16 protein-coding genes and 2 pseudogenes are annotated in these 21108 nt (G+C 68.5%); 7 read left to right on the top strand and 11 right to left on the bottom strand.

Annotation, left to right across the window (positions count from 1 at the left end; genetic code table 11):
* Positions 1-143: 143 nt before the first annotated feature.
* Positions 144-1085 (bottom strand): GlxA family transcriptional regulator, encoded by a 942-nt coding sequence (locus tag IM25_RS21190; protein ID WP_024101449.1) that lies wholly within the window; start codon positions 1083-1085, stop codon positions 144-146.
* Positions 1086-1192: 107 nt separating this feature from the next.
* On the opposite strand from IM25_RS21190, the gene IM25_RS21185 reads away from it, so the two are divergent.
* Together IM25_RS21185 and IM25_RS26130 are read left to right on the top strand one after the other, a co-directional pair.
* Positions 1193-1504 (top strand): putative quinol monooxygenase, encoded by a 312-nt coding sequence (locus IM25_RS21185; RefSeq protein ID WP_006247389.1) that lies wholly within the window; start codon positions 1193-1195, stop codon positions 1502-1504.
* A 989-nt stretch (positions 1505-2493) separates the two neighbouring features.
* Positions 2494-2658, top strand: a pseudogene (locus IM25_RS26130) (ISL3 family transposase); the annotation flags it as partial.
* Positions 2659-2670: 12 nt separating this feature from the next.
* Here IM25_RS26130 and IM25_RS21180 read toward each other — a convergent pair.
* Genes IM25_RS21180 through IM25_RS21170 form a run of 3 tightly spaced genes read right to left on the bottom strand, consistent with a single transcriptional unit; the run spans position 2671 to position 6079 of the window.
* Entirely contained in the window at positions 2671-4476 is a 1806-nt protein-coding gene (locus IM25_RS21180; RefSeq protein ID WP_033097707.1) for an oleate hydratase, read from the bottom strand.
* Between the two features lie 45 nt (positions 4477-4521).
* Positions 4522-5379 carry a 3-hydroxyacyl-CoA dehydrogenase gene (locus tag IM25_RS21175; RefSeq protein WP_006550366.1) on the bottom strand — a complete coding sequence of 286 codons (858 nt, stop codon included), beginning with the start codon at positions 5377-5379 and terminating at the stop codon, positions 4522-4524.
* A 13-nt stretch (positions 5380-5392) separates the two neighbouring features.
* Positions 5393-6079, bottom strand: a complete 687-nt coding sequence (locus IM25_RS21170) for a TetR/AcrR family transcriptional regulator (protein ID WP_230826274.1) — start codon at positions 6077-6079, stop codon at positions 5393-5395.
* Between the two features lie 190 nt (positions 6080-6269).
* On the opposite strand from IM25_RS21170, the pseudogene IM25_RS25700 reads away from it, so the two are divergent.
* A pseudogene (locus IM25_RS25700) lies at positions 6270-6470 on the top strand (ISL3 family transposase); the annotation flags it as partial.
* Between the two features lie 350 nt (positions 6471-6820).
* Here IM25_RS25700 and IM25_RS21165 read toward each other — a convergent pair.
* Together IM25_RS21165 and IM25_RS21160 are read right to left on the bottom strand one after the other, a co-directional pair.
* Complete coding sequence (locus tag IM25_RS21165) at positions 6821-8665, bottom strand: siderophore-interacting protein (RefSeq protein ID WP_033097708.1); 1845 nt, start codon at positions 8663-8665, stop codon at positions 6821-6823.
* Positions 8666-8754: 89 nt separating this feature from the next.
* Entirely contained in the window at positions 8755-10332 is a 1578-nt protein-coding gene (locus tag IM25_RS21160) for an AMP-dependent synthetase/ligase (RefSeq protein WP_052040091.1), read from the bottom strand.
* Between the two features lie 167 nt (positions 10333-10499).
* On the opposite strand from IM25_RS21160, the gene IM25_RS21155 reads away from it, so the two are divergent.
* A complete protein-coding gene (locus tag IM25_RS21155) occupies positions 10500-11777 on the top strand; it encodes a LuxR C-terminal-related transcriptional regulator (protein ID WP_006550370.1) in 1278 nt (425 codons plus the stop codon).
* 39 nt (positions 11778-11816) lie between these two features.
* Here the strand turns inward: IM25_RS21155 and IM25_RS21150 are convergent, their stop codons facing one another.
* Positions 11817-13595, bottom strand: a complete 1779-nt coding sequence (locus IM25_RS21150; protein ID WP_019288440.1) for a cutinase family protein — start codon at positions 13593-13595, stop codon at positions 11817-11819.
* Positions 13596-13928: 333 nt separating this feature from the next.
* Here IM25_RS21150 and IM25_RS21145 point away from each other — a divergent pair, with 333 nt between their 5' ends.
* The 3 genes from IM25_RS21145 to IM25_RS21135 all read left to right on the top strand — a co-directional run bounded on the left by IM25_RS21145 (position 13929) and on the right by IM25_RS21135 (position 16741).
* Positions 13929-15014 carry an S-(hydroxymethyl)mycothiol dehydrogenase gene (locus tag IM25_RS21145; protein ID WP_006550372.1) on the top strand — a complete coding sequence of 362 codons (1086 nt, stop codon included), beginning with the start codon at positions 13929-13931 and terminating at the stop codon, positions 15012-15014.
* Entirely contained in the window at positions 15011-15646 is a 636-nt protein-coding gene (locus IM25_RS21140) for an MBL fold metallo-hydrolase (RefSeq protein ID WP_006550373.1), read from the top strand. The genes IM25_RS21145 and IM25_RS21140 overlap by 4 nt, the downstream gene beginning before the upstream one ends.
* Before the next feature lie 72 nt (positions 15647-15718).
* Positions 15719-16741: a CobW family GTP-binding protein gene (locus IM25_RS21135; RefSeq protein ID WP_033097709.1), complete on the top strand. Its 1023-nt coding sequence runs from the start codon at positions 15719-15721 to the stop codon at positions 16739-16741.
* 48 nt (positions 16742-16789) lie between these two features.
* On the opposite strand, the gene IM25_RS21130 is transcribed toward IM25_RS21135, so the two are convergent.
* The 4 genes from IM25_RS21130 to IM25_RS21115 all read right to left on the bottom strand — a co-directional run bounded on the left by IM25_RS21130 (position 16790) and on the right by IM25_RS21115 (position 21059).
* The gene (locus tag IM25_RS21130) at positions 16790-18229 is read right to left on the bottom strand and encodes a DEAD/DEAH box helicase (RefSeq protein ID WP_033097710.1); all 1440 of its coding nucleotides are present in this window, start codon (positions 18227-18229) and stop codon (positions 16790-16792) included.
* 223 nt (positions 18230-18452) lie between these two features.
* Positions 18453-18866, bottom strand: coding sequence for a molybdenum cofactor biosynthesis protein MoaE (locus IM25_RS21125; protein ID WP_033097711.1), 414 nt, complete (start codon positions 18864-18866; stop codon positions 18453-18455).
* The gene (moaCB, locus tag IM25_RS21120) at positions 18859-19857 is read right to left on the bottom strand and encodes a bifunctional molybdenum cofactor biosynthesis protein MoaC/MoaB (RefSeq protein ID WP_024101436.1); all 999 of its coding nucleotides are present in this window, start codon (positions 19855-19857) and stop codon (positions 18859-18861) included. Before moaCB ends, IM25_RS21125 begins: the two co-directional genes overlap by 8 nt.
* A complete protein-coding gene (locus tag IM25_RS21115) occupies positions 19854-21059 on the bottom strand; it encodes a molybdopterin molybdotransferase MoeA (protein ID WP_065996367.1) in 1206 nt (401 codons plus the stop codon). Before IM25_RS21115 ends, moaCB begins: the two co-directional genes overlap by 4 nt.
* Positions 21060-21108: the final 49 nt, after the last annotated feature.

Genomic DNA, 21108 nt, shown 5'->3' with positions numbered 1-21108 from the left:
CGGGAAGCCGGGGCACGTCACATGGCCGGTGCTGCGGGCGTGTCGAGTGGGTCGTCCAGGGGCGACGCAGGAGCGTCGACGCGACGTGCTGAGAGGTGGTTCCAACCGAGCGCTAGGACACCGGCTACAGGCATGGCGATAGGTCAGGAACGGCGTCGCTCCCTGCGCAGGAGGGAGCGCAGAGTCTCGGCGTTCGCGTAGCCGACCCGTAGCGCGATCTCGGCGGAGGTGAGGTCCGTGGTTGCTGAGAGGTGCCGAGCTCGTTCGATGCGAAGCCGTTGGACGAAGCCGAGCGGAGTGAGGTTGAGCGCCGCACGGACTCGTCGTTCGAGGGTGCGCCGGCTGGTGCCGAGCGACTGCGCGACGAAGGCGACGTTGAACGGTTCGTCCAGGCGGGCGCGCACGAAGCGTTCGAACTCGACGACGATCGGGTCCTCGTGCCGGAGATGTTCGTAGGCGACGAAGGCCGCCTGCGACGGACGCTCGTCGATGATGAGGAGCTTGGCGACATGTTGGGCCAGGTCGGGGCTGATCGATCGCACGAGTGAGAGCGCGAGGTCGATGTGGGCGAACGCGGCGCCGGCGGTGACGAGGTTCCCGTCGACCACGACCATGGTGTCGAGATCGAGGGCGACGGTCGGATAGCGCTTCAGGAACTCCGGCCCCAGGAACCAGCTGGTCGTCGCCCGCCGATGATTCATCCGTCCGGTCTCGGCGACGGCGAACACGCCGGTGCACGCCGCGGCGATCCGGGTGGTCGCGTCGTCGAGGCGCCCGAGTGAGGCGATGACCGAACGTGCATCTCGGCTCTGGAGGGCGTCGTTGGTAGCGGCGGCCGTGAGGGTTCCAAGCGCAGGGACGATGACCACGTCGAACTCTCCGGACTCCGACAGCGGGTGGTCTACCGACAGGGTCATCGATGCCGTCGTGGTCACTCGCCGTTTCGGTCCGAGGATGGCGAGTTCGATCGGGTCGATCCGCGGGTCGACATCGCCGCGGGCTCCGTCGGCCACCCGCACGATGTCGATGACCGACGCGACAGCCGAACCGAAGCAGCCGTCGATCGCGATCAGTCCGATACGCATGGCGCGAACAATAGCAATACTGTCGTATACGCCACTCCCCACCGGCCCTCGCTCGTCATACGCTGAACTCGCCCCACGAAGAACCCCGACTTCAAGGAGAACCCCTCATGTCCACACCAGCATCACTTCCGTATGCATTCGTCGCCAAGATCGTCGCGGCCGATGGACAGCACGACGCGCTCGCCGATCTGCTCGCCGGCGCTGTCGCACTCGCCAACGAAGAAGTAGGAACGATTGTCTGGTTCGCGGCTAGGACCCACGCCGACACCTTCTGGATCTTCGATGCATTCCCCGACGAGGCCGCTCGCGACGCCCACGCCAACGGCGCCATCGTCGCAGCCCTGATGGCCAACCAGCACCTCCTCGGCGCAGCACCCGAGATCCTGGCGGCCGACGTCCTCGCGTCCAAGCTCCCGTAGTCCGCCAACGCACGAGACGATCGCGCCCCGCCGAGCCGTCGGACCCGACCGCCTCGACACCCGCACCACGTTGACGATCCCCGACGGGCCGATCACGAGGAGGCCAGGCAACACCAGGCGCAAGCCTGGAGCGGCACTGTTTCACCGGTGGTCGTCGAGAGAGCCAGCGCGGTTCCATGGCAGCGCAACTGTGTCAACTTGCCCTCCGTCCCGCGAGGCGCCGTGGGCGGGTCGTGGTTGCGATCCGTTGCCGTGACGGGAGACGCTTTGCGCGTCGCAGCGATGACGGGTCGTTGGCGTCCCGGGGCGTTGCGTTCGTGCGCGCCGCGCGTGCGGCATGGAGCATCTCGCTGCGCACACAACGATCGCTGCGCCGACGCACCGTTGACACCTCGCAGTTCAAGTCGCGACACAACGCCACGCCGCGTTGCCGAGCGGAGCGAGGCCTATCGGCACACGGGCAGGATGCCGGCCGCGAGCGCTCAGCCGGCGAGGGGTCCGTCGCAGAGGAGAGCGACGTCGGTGTCGGGCAGAGCCGTGAGGCCAGCGCATCGCGCGACCACCAGAACCGAACCGCCCCTGCCCTGCGTTTGCGCAGGTCAGGGGCTGTTTGCCGGAGCCGCCTGTCGGAATCGAACCGACGACCTAGTCACGTCGGCTTTGCGCCTATCGCTTGATGCGCCCACTGGGCGAACGAGCCGCTGACCTGCGCAAACGACGAGCGTGGCGGACGCTGCCATCCGGTGGTGACCGACGACGACCGACCAGTACCGACCATTTTACCGGAGCTCGCGGCGGCGTCGAAGCCGAGCAAGCTCCATTCTTTAGTTCACCGCGCCTTGCTCCTCGCCGGTCCCGTCGTCGTCGAAGACGTTTCAGGGCTCTTCCCAGATGAGGGTGTAGGTCGGCCGGGCGCGTCGGTCCGCAGATAGACGTCGAGGTCTCCCGACGATGGAGGTTCCTACGCCATCCATCCGAAAGACCTCGACGTGTCCGACGCTACCCCGCCGGCCGGCTTCGGCCGCCCTGACCTGACCGCCTTCGCTCGACTCGACGGCCTCGGTCTGAGCGTGACCGGGGAACGACTTGAACCGGATCGTGCGGTCCTTGCGTGCCGCGTGGTGGAACCAGATCAGTGGTGCCGACGGTGCGGCAGCGTCTGCGGGTCAGGCTCCGGCGTCATCGGCACGGACTCGTTTCGTCGTGCCGTCGAGCTCGGGGATGAGTCCGAAGTCGGTGAGGAGTTGTCCGATCTGAGTGTGGTCGAGGTGCTTGATGATGCGGTTGCCAACGAACTTCGGGCCGGGGAGCTCTATCTCCTCGCCGTCGCGCAAGCGCGCGGTGGCCTCGAGCAGGAACCTGAGATCATAGGTGGAGTTGAACACCTCCGGCACGCCGCGATCGATGCCCAGCAGCTGGTAGGCGGCCTCCATCGCAGTACGCACCGAGTACTCGGTGGTGAAGATCGTGTCGCGCGTGGTTTCGGCGAACTGGCCGATGAACGCGAAGTTCACTGCGCCCTCGGGCACCACGTCGGGGCGGTCACCGGCGGTGCGGGGCATGAAGAACGAGGTGACGTAGGGCATCATCACAGGCACGGTCTTCGCGCCGTTTGCCGCGAGCTCCGGGATGTCCTCGACGGGCACACCCAAGTGATAGAGCCATTCTTGGGTGATCTCTTCGCCGGTCGACTCCTGCATTGTCTTGCCGGTGAAGTCGCCGGGCACGTCTACGAACAGGCCGTAGACCCACACGACGATCTCGTCGGGTGCTTGCGCTTTGAAGTGCGGCTGGCGGTTGACTGTCCAGCTGAGCAGCCAGGACGAGTCTTTCGCGGTGACGATGCCGCCGGTGACGATGTTGCCGGAGAACGGGTCGCGCTTGGCGATCTTCTTGATGTACCTCGGGATCTCAGGGCCGATGGTGGTGACCGTCGCTGACTCCCACTTCGTCTTCGAGATGTCGCCGCAGAACACCTCGGGGCGTCCGAAAGAGGGGTGCTTGGCCGCGATGCGCCGCCACAGGTCCCACGCCGGCGCGGGACCTTCGTCGAGTCTGGCCGCATTGTGGTGGGTGCCGTCGTCGGAGTTCTCTGTGAGCGAACCGATCGTGGCGAGCACGAGGTCGTCGGTACCGAGGTCGACGCCGCCGGGCACGCCGCCCTTTGTCCAGTGGATGCGGGTGGCCTGTTTACGGTCGCCGTCGAAAACGAAGTCGATGTCGGTGACCTCGGTGGAGAACTCGAATCTCACGCCCTGGTCCAGGAGCCAGCGGTACATGGGCAGCACGAGCGATTCGTACTGGTTGTACTTTGTGAACTTCAGCGCCGAAAGGTCGGGGAGCCCGCCGATGTGGTGCACGAACCGGTGCAGGTAGAGCTTCAGCTCGAGTGCGGAGTGCCAGTTCTCGAACGCGAACATCGTCCGCCAGTAGAGCCAGAAGTTGCTGCTCAGGAACTCTTCACCGAAGATCTCGTCGATGCGCTTGTCTTCCATCTCCTCACGCGAGGCGAGAAAGACCTTGACCAACTCCTTCTGAGCTTTCTCGCTCAGGCCGAACTCATTGTTGGTGACGAACTCCTCGCCCTGCCGGTGTGTGACCCGGTTGAGTGAGTAGTTGGGGTCGTCTTTGTTGAGCCAGTAGAACTCGTCGAGGACGGATCCGTCGACCTCGAGCGACGGGATGGTGCGGAACAGATCCCAGAGGCACTCCATGTGGTCTTCCATCTCGCGCCCGCCGCGGATGACAAACCCTTTGTCCGGCTTCTTGATACCGTCCAGCGCGCCGCCGGGCAGGTCCAGGCGCTCGAGGATTGTGATCTTGTCGCCGGAGAGTTGCCCGTCGCGGATCATGAACACCGCCGAGGCCATCGAGGTGAGCCCGGCGCCGACGAACCAGGCGGTCTTGTTCTCGACTCCCTCGGGCTTGCGGGGGCGGGCGAAGGCTTCGTAGTTTCCACTGCTGTAGTACATCTGGCTTGCACGTCCTCTCGTGGACTGTTCTGCCGCGGTCGTGGGTCAGTTGTAGGTGTAGAAGCCCTCGCCGGTGGCGACGCCCAGCTTGCCGTGGTCGATGTACTCGCTCTTCAGCCAGGCCGCGAGCGCCTGGTCCTCCTCCCCGCCGTGGGCGAGGATGTTGTACGGGGTGACCAGGCCGATGACATCGGTGATCTGGAAGGGGCCCATCGGCGCTCCCGTGCCGATCCGCCACACGTTGTCGATGTCCTTCGGCTCGGCGTATCCGCCGGCGGCGAGTGCGTACCCGGCGTTGAGGAACGGCACCAGTAGCGAGTTGAGGACGTAGCCGGACTTCTCCTTGTACACGGGGATCGGAACCATCCCGATGTTGCCGGCGAAGGCGACGACCTCGTCGAACACGGCCGGATCGGTGTCGGCGGTGCCCATCACCTCGGCGGTGTTGAACTTCCAGACCCGGTTCGCGAAGTGCAGCGCGAGGAACTTGGCGGGGCGTCCGGTGGAGTCCTTGAGGTCGCTGGGCAGAAGTGTCGACGAGTTCGTTGCGAAGATCGTCTTCTCCGGTGCGAGCTCGCCGAGCCTTCGGTAGGTGTCCTGCTTGATGGACAGTACCTCGGGGATCGCCTCGATGACCAGATCCGCGTCCGCGACCGCGTCGGCGAGGTCGGAGGAGAACCGGACGCGGGTGAGCGCCTCGTCCGCCTTCCCCTCGGCTGCCCCCGCGACTCCGTCGTCCTTGTAGGTGGTGACGAGAGCGTCGAACCGCTTCTTGGCTGCCTCGATGGCATCGCTGCTGATGTCATATGCGGTGACCTGGAAGCCGCTGTAGGCGGTCTGGAAGGCGATCTGGGTGCCGAGGACTCCGGTTCCCAGGACGGTCACGTGTGTGATGTTGCTCATTGTTCTGTTTCCTTCATTCCTTCTCGGGCGGCGGATCCGGCCGCCGGGGTGTGTGCAGCACGCCGGTCACGATGAGCGTGACCTGACGTCTGAGGTCGTCGATCGCGTCAGCCTCGGGGATGTCCGAGGCCGTCATCCGAGCGATCGCGAGATGAGTGACGGCGAACAGCGAGGATCCTGCGACGCGTGCCTCCCCGTCGCTGAGGGTCGGAGCGGCGCGTCGTAGCGTGTCGGAGAGGGACGCCTCGAGCTCGAAGATCAACGCCATGCCCTCGGCCCGGAACTTCGCGTCGTGAGGGCCGAACAGCAGCTCCCGCTGGTACGCAGCACTGTTCTCCGGCTCACGTGCGGCAGCGACGACGAGGGGGTGCAGGCGGGCGAAGACCGCGGCGGCAGGATCCGGCGTCAACGCCGCACGCGCGGCGCCCTCATCTATCGATGCCCGGAGTGCCTCGTTGTAGACCATGAGCAGCAACTCGCTCTTGGTCGCTGCGTACCGGAACAAGGTCCCCGCTGCGACCCCGGCCGCGGCGGACACCTCCTGCGTCGTCACCGCGGAGAACCCGCGCGCACGCAACAGATCGGACGCGGCGCGAAAGATTCGCTCCCGCTTGAGCCGCATGTTCTGCTCGCGGCGGGACTCCATCTCCCGAACGCCCGGGCGCCGTCCGCGCTCTGAAAGCTGCTGCACCTCGCTCACATTAATGAGTGTACTCATTTTCTTGCGGACCGCAAAGGGCGTACGCACGCGATCGGCGACAGGTGTGGCCGGTGTTGTGGCTCTTCGCAGTTGAGGGGGTGGGTGGCTGAGCGCGTCGGTCGCCGGATGAAAGTCGAGGCCTTCCGATGATGGAAGTTCTCACACTGACCATCCGCCGGAAGACCTCGACGTGCACCACGCTACCTTCGCGCCCCCCGACCTGACCGTCTTCTGACACCTCGACGAGCTCGGTCTCGTGGCCGTCGGTCAGCTGCTCGAGCCGGATCGCGCGGTGATCGAGTGCCGCGTCGCCGAGCCGGACCCGTGGTGCCGGGGATGCGGTAGCCGGGCGCTCTCGCGCGGGACGGACACGCGGCGTCTCGCCCACGAGACATCCTCGCGTTCTTCGACCGGACCGGCACGTGCAACGGCCCGACCGGGACCGTCAACGGGTGCCTGGAGCGCCTCCGCGGCTCGGCCCTGAACTTCCGGAACCTGACGAACCTCATCCGGTCGAGACAGCTGAGGAAGGCTCCGCCTCGGTGCGCCTGGTGGACACGCACGCTTCGAATGGCCCTGTGGCTCGCGACCATCCGTGCCAGCGCTGGGGCAAGTTTCGACAAGCCTCCCGCTAGGTCCACCGTTCGGAAGACATTCCTCGCGGGAGACTTCCTCGCAGCAGCTCTTCTCGTCGTTCTGCAGCGGCCCCGCGCGTCGCGAGGCCGCTGCATTCTCACGATCTCAGCCCGCCGAGCCGGTGGACGTGTACAGCGTCATGCCCCAACCCACCGTCGTGCGCTCGGGTTCCGCGAGGCCGGCTGCCTCGAACAGTGCCAGGTGGTCCTCGTGCGTACGACCACCGCCGCCGCTGAGTGCGAAGTCGATGAGATCGTCCTCGTAGTCGTGCTCACCGGCGATGTCGTCGAGCACAGTGCCGAAGACGAGGACCCGGCCGTCCGGATTCAGTCCCGCCGCCGCCTGCTGCAGCACGTGCACGGCGTCGGCATCGGGCAGTTCGTTCAACCGCCCGGTCAGCAGCACCGCGTCGACCGGTTCGGGGCGGGTTTCGAGCATGCTGCCCGGCGTATAGGCGACGCGCTCGTGCTCGCCGTGGACGCGACGCAGGACCTCGATCTCCGACGGCGCGGCCACCACGGTCGCCCGTACCGACGGATTCGCCGTGACGAGGGCGTGGGCGTAGGAACCGGCGGCCTCACCGGAGACCGCGATCGTCGAGACATCGGAGGGCACCTTCGCCGCGAGGGCACTGGCGAAGTAGACGGCCATTTCGGCTTCCTGCTCGTACCGATCCGTCAGGAGAGCGGTGTCGTCTGTGACGCGCTGCGCGAAGCTCTTGCCGAACCGATGTGCGTCGTCCCCGCGACCCGTGCGGACGGCAGCGAGCAGTGCGAGCATGCCCGCCAGTTCCCGCTGCGCGTGCACACCGTCGAGTCGCAGTTCCTCGAGGTGGTGGTCGTCCTCGAGTTCACGGCCGACGCCGGTGAGCCGGAACCGGCCCTCGCCCAGATCCTCGGCCACCCCCACGGCGACGAGATAACGGAGAAGTTTGCCCAGACCGGTGCGGTCGGTCCCTGTCTTGGCCACGAGTTCGTCGAGGGTGCGCGGCGACGCGTCGAAGGCCGTCGCCAGTCCGATGGTCGCTGCGACCCGCAGCGCGAAACCCGGTGCGATCTCGGTCAATTCGTCGAAACGGTCGCGTTCGTCCTCGGTCGTCTCGAAATCGGGCAGGGAGGCGTCGGCCTCCGACACCGCGACTTCCTGACGACGCCAGTAGCCGGTGACCTCCACCTGTTCCTTCGGCAGGCCCTTCTCATTGCGCAGCCACCGCCGGATCGGGGTGAGCGTGAGGGCTTCACCGGCCACCCACGCGAAGACCGTGCCGTCCCACCACTCGGCGGCCCGGAGGGCATCGAACAACAGGGTGGTCGTGCCCGGCTCGGCGCCGTCGCGGCTCAGCCAGGTCAGCTCCACACCGGCGGGAACGGGAAGATCCTGCCGATTCGAGTCGTCGGCGATCTCGACGAAGATCCGGCCGCGTGCACCCTCCGGCCAGTTCTCGAGCCAGCGCCCGATGGCCGGCAGCGCCGTCTCGTCGCCTGCCACGAGCGTCCAGTCCACGCCCTGCGGGTGTCCGGCCGACGACTTCGGTCCGGCGATCTGGATGGTCTCACCGGGTTCCGCGCGGTACGACCAGCTCGACGCGGGCCCCACGCCGTGGCGCACGAAGTCCACGTCGATCTCGCCGGCGGCCGGATCCCAGCGCCGGACGGTGTAGGTGCGCATGAGCAGCTTCGGATCGCGCGGCCAGTTCACCACGCCGTCGGCCTGGGTGGGGCCGAGGGCCTCGTCGAGTTCGGGATGCTTGAACATCAGCTTGAACTCGTCGTCCACACCGTCGGACCGGAACGCCTCCACCGGGAATCCGTTCGGCGCGACGTGCGCCCGCAACTGTTCGCCCCCGAGGGTCACCCGCCGCATCCCGGGGCTCACGTCCGTCACGCGGAGCACCTTCAGGTACCGCGTGGTGATCGGGAAGACCTCGAGGGGGCGAAGACTACGGGCCATGGGTGCGTTCTCCTCGGCAGGGGATCGTGGACGGCGGAACGACCGGTCTCTCCGCCCGCGCGGTGACCTGCGTTTAGGCGAACCTTACTTCAGAGGGCATTCGTCTGCCGCGACCCGTCCTGGCCCGCGCGACGACCGTTCGCGTACATCTCGTCGACGAGACTGGCGTACCGGGCGAGCACGCGATCCCGGATCGGACGCCCGGCCGGGTCGAGATCGTCGGTCTCCGGCGGCTCGCTCACCGTGACGAAACGGCGGATGCGTTCCCACGGATCCGATCGGGCGTCGAGCTGTTCCAGCGCGGCCGCGACGACCGGTTCCGGCGCGGTGGTGAACACGAGACCGACGCAGTACGGGCGCAGCTCCCCGGCCACGACGAGTTCGCTGCCCGGACACATCCGGCGCCAGCGGTCGGCGAGCGCGGTGGGGCCGACGTACTTTCCGGTGCTGGTCTTGAAGGTGTCCTTGCGGTGCCCTGTCACGACGACGAATCCGTCGGCGTCGATCTCGGCGAGATCGCCCGTGTGGAACCAGCCGTCGGCGTCGAGCGCGGCGGCACTCTCCGCGGGATCGTCGTGGTAACCGGTCATCACTCCGGGACTCCGAATGAGGAGTTCGCCGGTGTCGGCGATCCGGACCTCCGTGCCGCGCAGTGGTCGGCCGACCGTGCCGGGGCGGTGCGCGCCGAGCAGGTTCGCGCACGACGGTCCGGAGGTCTCCGTGATCCCGTAACACTCGAGCACCGGTACACCGAGCTGCTCGAACCGCCGGGCGACGTCTTCGGACAATCGCGCCGATCCGGAGACGACGAAGCGGAGCCGACCCCCGAGCTCGTCCCGTTCCAGCCGGGCGATCTTCTCGAGCACGTGCGGGACCGATCCCAGGAAGGTCGGCCGGACCGTGCGCAGATTCGCGGTGACGCGGTCGGCGCGACCGTCGACGGCGGTGCTCACACCTGTGTGCATGGCCATGAGCAGCAACGACCGGCCGAAGACGTGCGCGAGCGGCAACCACAGCAACTGACGGTCGGACGACGAGATCATCCCGGTCTGCGCGACGGCACGGGCGCCGTAGGTCGTGCCCCGGTGGGTCAGGCACGCGCCCTTGGTGCGGCCGTCCTCGCACGCCGTGTATATCAGCGCGGCCTCGTCGTCCGGGGACAACGCCGCGATCCGTCGCTCCACGACGTCGGGGTCGGTGCGCAGCAGACGGCGCCCTTCGTCGGCGAGCTTGTCGAGTCCGTCGATGCCCAGGACGTCGGTGGCGGCGACCGGCCGGTCGGCGACGGTGAGGACGGTGTGCGCACGCCGGATCTGCGACCGCACCTCGTCGTCGCGGGTCGCCGGGTAGATCGGGACGGTGACGCCGCCCGCGCACGCGATCGCGAGGTCGGCGACGACGGTCCGATAACAGGTCGTCGCGCAGATCGCGACCCGCGATCCGGCTCCCACACCCCGACCGATCAGTCCCGCCGCGAGGTCGAAGACCTCGCGGCGTACGTCCGTCCACGTCGAAGGACGCCACCGTTCACCGTCCGGGCACAGGTAGGCGACGGAGTCGGGGGAGCGGGACACCCGGTCGAGCAGCAGACCCGGCACGGTCGCGGGGAACCCGTCGCGACCGTCGATCGCGGTCGCGGTGCCCGTCGTCGCGCGGGGGTCCGCCACTGTTCGCAGCACCTCCCACGGACGAGGAATCGAAGTCGCCCCAGTGGTCGGAATGTTACCGCCGGCCGGGGTCCGAGGGGCCGAAGTGGCGCAGTACGCGATGCACGCGTCGGCAGGGGCCGGGGCTCCTCCGGGAAGGCGCCGGTGGACGCCGATATCGTGGGCATGTGAGTCCCGCTGCCCGTCGCCCTGAGGTCCTGATCGCCGAGCTGCGCGACGTCCTCACCGGTCCGCTCGCGGAGATCGCGCAGCGATTCTCCACCTATGTCGACGACCTCGCTCCGCACAGTGCCCTGGTGATCTTCACGAGGGAATGCACCGGCCGGCCGCGGAAGGTGGCCGGCGACCCGTCGATCGTCGACCGGGTGACCATCGCCGAGCTGGACCGGGTGCGGAACGACCTCGTCGCGGGGGAGATCCGCCGCGGCAGCTTCCGTCTCGCTGGTCGCGATCGTGAGGTGTGCGCGATCCTCGACAGCACCGACACGCTCCTGGTGTTCGTGCCTCGCGGGGCCCGGGCCACCTCCGCGGCCCTCGTTCTCGTGCGGGCGGCGTTCGGCGTGGTCGCGACCGGCATCCGGTTGCAGGTGCACACCGCCAGCCCGGCATATCTCGCGGAATCGCGGGCCGCCTCCGCGGAGCGGGCCCGCACCGTCGCCGAGCTCACCGAATCCCATGCCGTGACCCTCGAGACGATCCTCGCGACCCTGCGGTCGAAGGATCTCGACGACACCCGTGCCCGGACCACGGCGCGGGAGACGGCGACCGAGGCCCTGATCGGCCTGCGATCGGCGGTGGACCTGCACCGCGAACTCGCGGAGGAGGCACTGACCACCGCGTTCGCGCGACTCCACGGTGAACTGCGCGATCTGGTGCGGCACCGCCCGCTCGACCTGCAGATGGTCGCTCCGCCGGTGGGTGGACGGGGACTGCCCGGAGAGGTCGCGCACGCGGCCCGCGCGATCGCCCGGGGCGCCGTGCTGGCGATGTCCGGTCAGACCGACGTGACGCGGGTGCGCGTCGCGTGGACCTGCGACGACTCGACCCTGCTGGTGGACGTGCGTGACGACGGCAGCGGCGAGATCGACGTCGTCGAACTCGGGCGCCAGCTCCGCGACCGCGTCGAAACCCTCGGCGGTGGAATCGAATCCGAGTCGACCCCCGGCTGGGGCACACGGATCGCGGTGAGCTTCCCGCTCGACCTGCCGATCGCTGCGACGGACGGACCCGCTCTCGATGCGCTCGCCGCGCTCGCGCCCCGGGAGATCGAGGTCCTCGAACATCTCGTGGCCGGACGGCGCAACCGCGTCATCGCCGAACGTCTCGGCGTGAGCGAGTCGACGGTGAAGTTCCACGTGGCCGGCGTACTACGAAAACTCGGCGTCAGCACTCGCGGTGAGGCCGCGGCTCTCGGTGCAGAGGCCGGGGTCCGCGCCGCGGGCTGACGCCGAGCTCTCGGTCGGCGGGTGGCCCGTCGAGGACGGTCAGGCAGCCGGTGCCGGCGACGTGGTCGTCGGGGCGACGGTCGTCGTGGGCGTTCCGGAGGAGGTGGTCGACCCGGCGCCCGTGGTGGTCTCGCCCGTGGCCGGAGTCGTGGTCTCCGACGGGGTGGAGACCGGAGCCGTGGTGGTCATCGGGGTGGGCGTGGCTGTCGTCACGCCCGCTTCGGGTGCAGCCGGGGCCACCGGTGCAGCGGGGTCGCCTGCGGGAGCCGGGACAGCGTCGACGGGGGTGGGCACGCTGCTGTCGGCGACCGTCGCATCGTCGGTCACAGTCGAGGACGGCGAGGTCTCCGGCGTGGTGGACGCCTCGGCGGTCTCGGCCTTCGCCGTCTCCTCGGCGATCATCAGCACCGCGGCCTTGTCGACCTTGTTCGCATCGACCGCGTTGCCCTCCTTGGCCTGGCGGGCCAGGTGCTCGAGCCAGGCGGCGGCGTACTCGACGGTGGACGTGCCCTTGCCGTCGATGTCGTCGTCCCAGTAGTCGAAGTGGTGCCCGTAGTGGTCGTCGTTCTCACGGTCGTAGCCGAAGGTCTGGTCGTACGGGTCGGCAAGCACGACCGCGAGGGTGTTCTGGTTGCTCCGGATGAACCCGACGACCTCCTTGACGATCTTCTCCGGCAGGTACGCGAGGTTCGACAGACGCTCCGCGGGGATCGGCGCCTCGGCCCCGTCCTCACGGGTGGCGCCGGAGTCGGCGTCGGCAGCCACAGGCGTGGTGGGGCGGGCGGCGGGATCGTAGCTCGGGTCGGAGACCTTGATCAGCACCTCGAGGAAGGTCTCGTCCGACCGCATCCAGTCCGGATTCGCCGAGATGTCGGCGAGGGCGAGCAGCGCGACCCGGCCGACGACCTGGGCCAGGTCGGCGCCGGTCGCGGGGGTCAGTCCCTCACGCTCGAGGGCGTCGCCGTTGACCTGACGACCCACGTTCGCGAGCAGTTCGATCAGCGCGATGTTCTCGGGTGCCGAGCACGTGAAGTCGCCCTCGGAGCAGAACGAGGCGACCTTGCCGGCGAGATGACCGAAACCACCGTTCGTGTCGGGGAGGACACCGCGTCCGGAAACGGCGTCGCTGCCCGGCTGGTAGGGGCGATCGAAGCCGTCGGGGTTCGTGCCGTTTTCCGCGCCGGGGAAGAAGCCTTCTCCGGCCTCGCGGCCCGCGTCGGAGAGGATGACCACGCCGCTGACGGCGTCGGGATCGATGATCTCCCAGGAACCGTCCTCGCTCTGCTCCTGCGCACCGATCTGCATCGCGGCGCGGCGCGCGACGTCCGCGCCCTCGCTGAACCCGACGATGGCGAACTGGGTGTCGGGGCAGGACCGCCGGATGGCCTTCATGACCTCGATGGTGTTCTCGGCGCCCTTGTTCACGGCGTTCTCGTAGCTGGCGAGGTCGGCCGGGTACTCGATGTAGATGGCCGCGTAGCCGTCGCCGGCCTCGTGGTTCTCGAGCGGTGCGCTGATGACCGGCTCGACCCAATGGCTGCGGTAGGCGCCCTGCTGGGCGGCGGGAAGGCGGTTGCCGTTCTCGTCGACGAGCATCTTCGACTCGTCGCGAGGGATGTCACCGCGACCGCCGATACCCAGGCTGACCATGTCGTGACATTCGGTGGTCTTCGCCAGGCCGGCGAGGTACGGGTCGGCAACGGTGGGGGTGTCCTGTTGCGGAAGCACGATCGCGGCCGCTGCCACGACTCCGAGCGCGGTGGGGGCGAAGACGCCGGCGAGAATCCGCCGACGCGACAGCGACTTTCGAAGTGCCATGGGCCTCTACCAATCCGTTTCTGACCGAGGAATTGCCGGCCCGCCGAAGTGCGGCGGGTCGTAACGGATTTCGTGAAGGTCGCTCGCAGCGTTACATCGACACGGGTTTACCGAGGTGGCGACGGAGAAATGCAGGCGCGAACACCGAGCCGCGAAATCCAAGGGAAATGCGCCAATCGGACAATTCGAGTTCGCCGCTCAGCGACTGGCCGTTCGGCTGGGTCGGGCCCGCCGAACGATCAGGAGCAGAGCGCCGCGGGAGTGGCTAGGGTCGGAATCACCGGAAGTCGGAAACACCGGATACTGCCGGTCGCATCACGAAACGGAGACAGCATGTCGCAAACAGTCCGCGGAGTCGTCGCTCGCTCGAAGGGAGCGCCTGTCGAGGTCGTGCCCATCGTGATCCCCGATCCCGGCCCCGGTGAGGTCGTCGTCGCGATCGCCGCGTGCGGCGTGTGCCACACCGATCTGCACTACCGCGAGGGCGGCATCAACGACGAGTTCCCGTTCCTGCTCGGCCACGAGGCCGCCGGTGTCGTCGAATCCGTCGGTGAGGGCGTCGACTCGGTCGCCGTGGGCGACTTCGTCGTCCTGAACTGGCGCGCGGTGTGCGGCCAGTGTCGCGCATGCAAGCGCGGTCAGCCGCAGTACTGCTTCGACACTTTCAACGCCACCCAGAAGATGACACTCGAGGACGGCACCGAACTCACTCCGGCGCTGGGCATCGGCGCGTTCGCCGACAAGACCCTCGTCCACGCCGGTCAGTGCACCAAGGTCGACCCGAGCGCCGATCCGGCCGTCGTCGGCCTGCTCGGCTGCGGTGTCATGGCCGGTCTCGGTGCCGCCGTCAACACGGGCGGAGTCACCCGCGGCCAGTCCGTCGCCGTCATCGGCTGCGGCGGTGTCGGCGACGCCGCGATCATGGGTGCGCGCCTGGCAGGTGCCGTCACGATCATCGCCGTCGACCGCGACGACAAGAAGCTCGAGTGGGCCACCGACCTCGGTGCCACCCACACCGTCAACTCCAGCGGGGTCGACGCGGTCGAGGCGATCAAGGAGCTGACGGGCGGTTTCGGTGCGGACGTCGTCATCGACGCGGTGGGCAGGCCGGAGACCTACAAGCAGGCCTTCTACGCCCGCGACCTCGCCGGCACCGTCGTCCTCGTCGGTGTACCCACCCCGGATATGACCCTCGAGATGCCGCTGATCGACTTCTTCTCGCACGGCGGCTCGCTCAAGAGCTCGTGGTACGGCGACTGCTTGCCCGAGCGCGACTTCCCGACCTACGTCGACCTGTACCAGCAGGGACGCCTGCCGCTCGAGAAGTTCGTCACCGAGCGCATCGGCATCGACGACGTCGAGAAGGCGTTCGAGACGATGCACCGCGGTGAGGTCCTCCGTTCGGTGGTGGTCCTGTGAGCACCTCGCCGATTCGCGTCGACCGGGTCGTCACGTCGGGCACCTTCGCGCTCGACGGCGGCGAATGGGAGGTCGACAACAACATCTGGCTCGTCGGCGACGACTCCGAGGTGGTCGTGATCGACGCCGCGCACACCGCGCAGCCGATCATCGACGCCGTCGGTGGACGGAAGGTCGTGGCGATCGTGTGCACGCACGCACACAACGACCACATCACCGTGGCGCCGGAGCTGTCCGAGAAGCTCGACGCGCCGATCCTGCTCAACCCGGCCGACGACGTGCTGTGGGAGATGACCCACCCGGGTGTCGCGCACGGCACGCTCGAGGACGGGGAGCGGATCCGGGTGGCCGGAACCGACATCCAGGCGATCGCCACGCCGGGTCACTCGCCGGGTTCGACCTGCCTGTACCTGCCGGAAGCGGGTGAGCTGTTCACCGGCGACACCCTGTTCTCCGGCGGACCGGGCGCGACGGGCCGCTCGTTCTCGGACTTCCCGACCATTATCGGGTCGATCCGCGACAAGCTGTTCGTCCTGCCCGCGGAGACGAAGGTGCACACCGGTCATGGCGACGGCACCACGATCGGCACCGAGTCGCCGCACCTCGAGGAGTGGATCAAGCGCGGCAGCTGATGCTGCCGATGCGCGGTTCCGGCGGCGGTTGCCGTCGGAACCGCGTACGAGCGCACGGCTAGTCTCACCACCATGGCGAAGAAGCAGATCCCGGTGATCGTGGTGGCCGGATTTCTCGGCGCGGGGAAGACGACGCTGCTCAACCACCTGCTGCGCAACACCCGCGGTGCGCGGATCGGTGTGATCGTCAACGATTTCGGTTCCGTCAACATCGATTCGATGATGGTGGCGGGGCAGGTCGACTCGATGGTCTCGCTGAGCAACGGATGTCTGTGCTGCGCAGTCGATGTCAGTGACATGGACGCGATGCTCGACAAGCTCGCCCACCGCTCGTCCGATCTCGACGTGATCGTCGTCGAGGCGAGTGGACTCGCCGAGCCCCGCAACATGATCCTGCTCGTCGCCGGTTCGGAGAACGAATACGTCTCCTACGGTGGCCTCGTGCTGGTCGTCGACGCGGTGGAGTTCGACGCGACCGCCGAGCAGCATCCCGAGCTCGAACAGCACGTGGCGCTCGCCGATCTGGTGCTGATCAACAAGACCGACCGGATCGACGGTGAGGCCCACGACGATCTGCTGACGCGCCTGTGCCGGCTCAACTCCCGCGCCGCGGTCGTCTCGACCGATCACGGCCGCATCGACCCGGCGTTGCTGTTCGACATCCCGGAGCGGCCGGGTCCGCAGCCGGGGGAGCAGCTCACCCTCGACCGGTTGCTCTACGAGCAGGACGACCACGAGCACACCCATCTGCACGACGGCTACGACGCGATCACCTTCGAGTCAGCAGATGCACTGCACCCCCGCGTGCTGGTCGATCTCCTCGAGAACCAGCCCGCAGGGGTGTTCCGTATCAAGGGATACGTGCGAGTCGCTGCCGGACTGGACACCGGCACCTATCTGTTGCACACCGTCGGCGACCACATCAGGTTCGAACCGGCGGGTCGCGGCGACGACGTGCCCGACGGGACGCAGCTCGTCGTCATCGGGGCCGATCTCGACTCCGACGACGTACGCGAGCGCCTACGCCGCTGCGTGCCGACCGAACCGGTGTCCGCGGACGCGATGTACGCGATACACCGATTCACGCCCCGCTGAGGCGGAAGGCCGATTCATCCCGCTGAGGCGGAAGGCAGGCCCTTCGGCTCAGCGAGCGGCGGAGGTACGGCGCTGGGGACGACGACGGCCACCGGTGGCAGCTGCGGCGCCCTGACCGGCCGAACGCTGACCGCCGGCCGCGCGCTGCCCACCCGAGGAGCGCTGCCCACCCGAGGAGCGCTGACCACCGGCGGAACGCTGTCCGCTCGACGAGGAACGCTGACCCGAACCGGAGCCCTGGCGGGGAGCCGACGAACGGCGGCTGCCGCCGTTGCGCTGCGGACGCGACGGCGCGGAAGCCTGCTTCGGTGCCGGCGCGACGTACGGCGCGATCTCGCCGACGAGCTTCAGCACGTGCTCGGAATCCGCCGTCACCTTGATGGGGGTGACGTCGATGGCGGCCTTGCGCATGATGGCCGCGAGATCCCTGCGCTGGTCGGGTAGGACGACGGTGACGACGTCGCCGGTGCTGCCGGCGCGGGCCGTGCGACCGGAGCGGTGCAGGTACGCCTTGTGCTCGGCCGGGGGATCGACGTGCACGACGAGTTCGACGTCGTCGACGTGGACACCACGTGCGGCGACGTCCGTCGCAACGAGCACCCGCGCCTCACCCGACGAGAACGCGGCGAGATTGCGGTCGCGGGCGTTCTGGGAGAGGTTGCCGTGCAGGTCCACCGCTGGGATGCCGGAGTCGGTGAGTTGCTTGGCGAGCTTGCGGGCCTGATGCTTGGTGCGCATGAACAGGATTCGGCGACCGGTTCCCGATGCGAGGGTGCGGACGAGGTCCTTCTTCGTATCCATGCCCGCGACGTCGAAGACGTGGTGGGTCATCGCGGCGACGGGGGAGGTGGCCTCGTCGACCGAGTGCATGACCGGGTTCTTCAGGAACCGCTTGACGAGCTTGTCGACGCCGTTGTCCAGGGTGGCCGAGAACAGCAGGCGCTGACCGTCTTTCGGTGTCGCCGTCAGGATGCGGGTGACGCCGGGCAGGAAGCCGAGGTCTGCCATGTGATCGGCCTCGTCGAGCACTGTGACCTCGATGTCGTCGAGCACCACGAACTTCTGGCGCATGAGGTCCTCGAGGCGGCCCGGGCAGGCGATGACGATGTCGACGCCGCGGCGGAGGGCCTCGACCTGGCGCTTCTGCGACACGCCGCCGAAGATCGTGGTGACCTTCAGACCCGACGAATGCGCGAGCGGTTCGATGGCCGCGGCGATCTGGGTCGCCAGTTCGCGGGTGGGAGCCAGGATCAGGCCACGCGGACGGCCTGCCGCCCTGGTGCTCCTGCCTGCGAGGCGAGCGGCGAGCGGGATCGAGAAGGCCAGGGTCTTACCGCTACCCGTGCGTCCGCGTCCGAGCACGTCACGACCGGCGAGGGTGTCGGGGAGGGTGTCCACCTGGATGGGGAAGGGGCTGGTGATCCCGGCGTCGTTCAGCGTGGCGACGAGCGGGCGGGGCACCCCGAGATCGGAGAAAGATGTGGTCATGGAACAGCGCTGCCTTTCGATGCGGCGTGTGTGCACTCGACGGACCGTGTGCCCGTGGTGCTGTGCGATCGCCGCAAGGAAGGCCGGTGCATCTGTGCGTACTGCATCTGTGCATGCGGGCCGGGCACGATCCCGGTCCGCCGGTATCCCACGACGGTGGGCGTCGTCGTGACGCCCGAACCATGTCACCCTACCGCACGGGGTGCGTCAGTCCCTGATGTGACTACAGACCCACCCACTCCGAGGCACCCTCGGTGAAGTGCTGACGCTTCCAGATCGGCACTTCGGCCTTGATGCGTTCGACCAGTTCGGCGCAGGTGGCGAAGGCTTCTGCGCGGTGTGGGGCGGCGACCGCCGCGACCAGCGCGAGATCGCCGAGGGTGAGATCGCCCACTCGGTGCACCGCCGCGACCGGGAGCCCGGACTTCGCCGCGACGTCCTCGCAGCACCGCCGCAGGAACGTTTCGGCATCCGGATGTGCCTGGTACTGCAGCGCGGTCACCGACTGTCCACCGTCGTGATTGCGGACGACACCGGTGAAGAGCACCACCGCACCGTGTTCGGCGCCTGCCACCGCGGCGTCCACCGTTGCGGGATCGAGCGGTTCCGAGGAGATCCGGGCCAGTAGTTCACTCATGAGCGCCGCCTCCTGCGACTTGTGCCAACAGATGGTCGAGGATCGGGTCGAGGGCGGCGAGACCGTCCTTCACCCCGCCGGGCGAGCCGGGCAGGTTCACGACGACCGTGTGGCCGACGAGACCGGCGACGCCGCGCGAGAGCACGGCGTGCGGGGTGGCCTCGAGTCCGCGCTGCCGGATCGACTCCGCGATGCCGGGCAGTTCACGATCGAGCAGGGCGAGAGTCGCTTCGGGGGTCGCGTCGGTCGGCGACGCCCCGGTTCCGCCGGTCGTCACGACCAGGGCAGGGCCCGGACGGACCGCGTCGGCGAGACCGGCTGCGATGTCGGCGTCCGCGTGGACGAGGGGACCGCGGACCGCGAATCCCTTGTCCTCGAGCCACGACCGGATGAGCGGTCCGGTGCGGTCCTCGCGGGTGCCCGCGGCGACACCGGTCGACGCGACGACCACGGCGGCGGAGCGTCCGGTCTTCTCCACGGGCTGTTCGCCGGCCCCGGGGGTCCCGTCCCGGCCGGGTGCGTCGTCACGGGTCCAGTGGCCGCGCTTGCCGCCCTCCTTGGAGATCAGCCGCACGCCGTCGAGAACGGCGGCCGGATCCACGGCCTTGACCATGTCGTGCAGGGTCAGGCCGGCGACGGCGACCGCGGTGAGCGCCTCCATCTCGACTCCGGTCGGGCCCTTGGTCTTCGCGGTGGCCTCGATCGTGATCGAGGTGTCGGTGAAGTCGAACATCACCTTCACCGACGACAGCGCCAGCTGGTGGCACAGGGGGATGAGCTCCCAGGTGCGTTTCGCCGCCGCGATGCCGGCGATGCGGGCCGTGGCCAGGACGTCGGCCTTGGGCATGTCGTCGGCGCGGACGAGCGCGACCACCTCGGGAGTGGTGACGAGTTCGCCTGCCGCCACGGCGATCCGTGTGGTGTCGGTCTTCGAGGAGACGTCCACCATGCGGGCGCGTCCCTGGTCGTCCAGGTGGCTGAGGTCGGTCACAGGATCCGTACTTTCACGAGGTCTCCGGCTTCGAGGGAGGTGGTGTCGGCGGGGATGTCGAGGAGCACGTCGGCGGCGGCGAGTCCGGCGACGAGATGCGACCCGTGCCCGCGGAAGGGGGTCACCCCCTTCTCGTCGAGTCGCCCGCGCAGGAACTGCCGGCGTCCCGGGATCGACGTGAGATCCTCGGTGAGCGGCAAGCTCTCGCACACGACGGGCGGATAGCCGGCGGCGGCCCGCAGTGCGGGTCGCGCGAACACCTCGAACGAGACGAGCGCGCTGACAGGATTGCCGGGGAAGGTCAGGATCGGCACGCCGTCGACCACGGCGGTGCCCTGAGGGCCGCCCGGCTGCATCGCCACCGAGACGAACTGCCCGCCCCGCGGCGCGAGCGTGTCCTTCACGACCTCGAAGTCGCCCTTCGACACTCCGCCGGAGGTGAACACGACGTCGGCGACGCCCACGGCATGTTCGAGCATCGTCACGAACTCCTCCGGATCGTCGTGGCAGTGGTCGATGGTCACGACGTCGGCACCGTTGGCCGACGCGCTCGCGGCCAGCGCCGGTCCGTTCGAGTTGAAGATCTGGCCCGGCCCGAGTTCGCCCCCCGCCGTGACGAGTTCGCTGCCGGTCGAGATGATCGCGACCCGCGGCCGTGCACGGACGGAGATCGAGGTGAGGCCGACGGCGGCGAGCGCGGCGATGTGTCGGGCGGCGAGGACCGTGCCCGCGGGAAGCAGCAGATCGCCCTTGCAGACGTCGGTTCCCGCCTCACGCACATAGGTTCCGGGCGTGACGCTGCGCTCGACGGTCACGCTGCCGGCGCCGTCCGAGTCGGGGGTGGTCGCACGGGTGTCCTCGACCGGGACGACGGCGTCGGCGCCGTCCGGGACGGGAGCGCCCGTCATGATCTTCAGAGCGTGCCCCGGTTCGAGTGCCGCGACGGTGTCACCCGCGGCCAGCACGCCCTGGACGGGCAGGTCGGCGGGGGTCGACGCGAGATCGCCGGCGCGGACGGCGTAGCCGTCCATCTGGGAGTTGCGGAAGGGTGGCAGGTCCAGCGGCGACTCGACGTCCTCCGTGAGGGTGCGGTGCAGCGCGTGCGCGAGCGGCACACGCAACGGGCTCTTCTTCCGCAACGGGTCGAGCAACGCCGCCACGTGCTGTTCGTGTTCCTCCACGGACCGCCTGCCGCTCGTCATGCCGCCATCCTAGGCACACGAGGGCCGTGCCCCGCCGTCCACGACGCGC

The organism is Rhodococcus sp. p52 (genome assembly GCF_000763325.2).
Classification (GTDB): Bacteria; Actinomycetota; Actinomycetes; order Mycobacteriales; family Mycobacteriaceae; genus Rhodococcus; species Rhodococcus pyridinivorans.
This window is presented reverse-complemented; position numbering and strand designations above follow the sequence as displayed.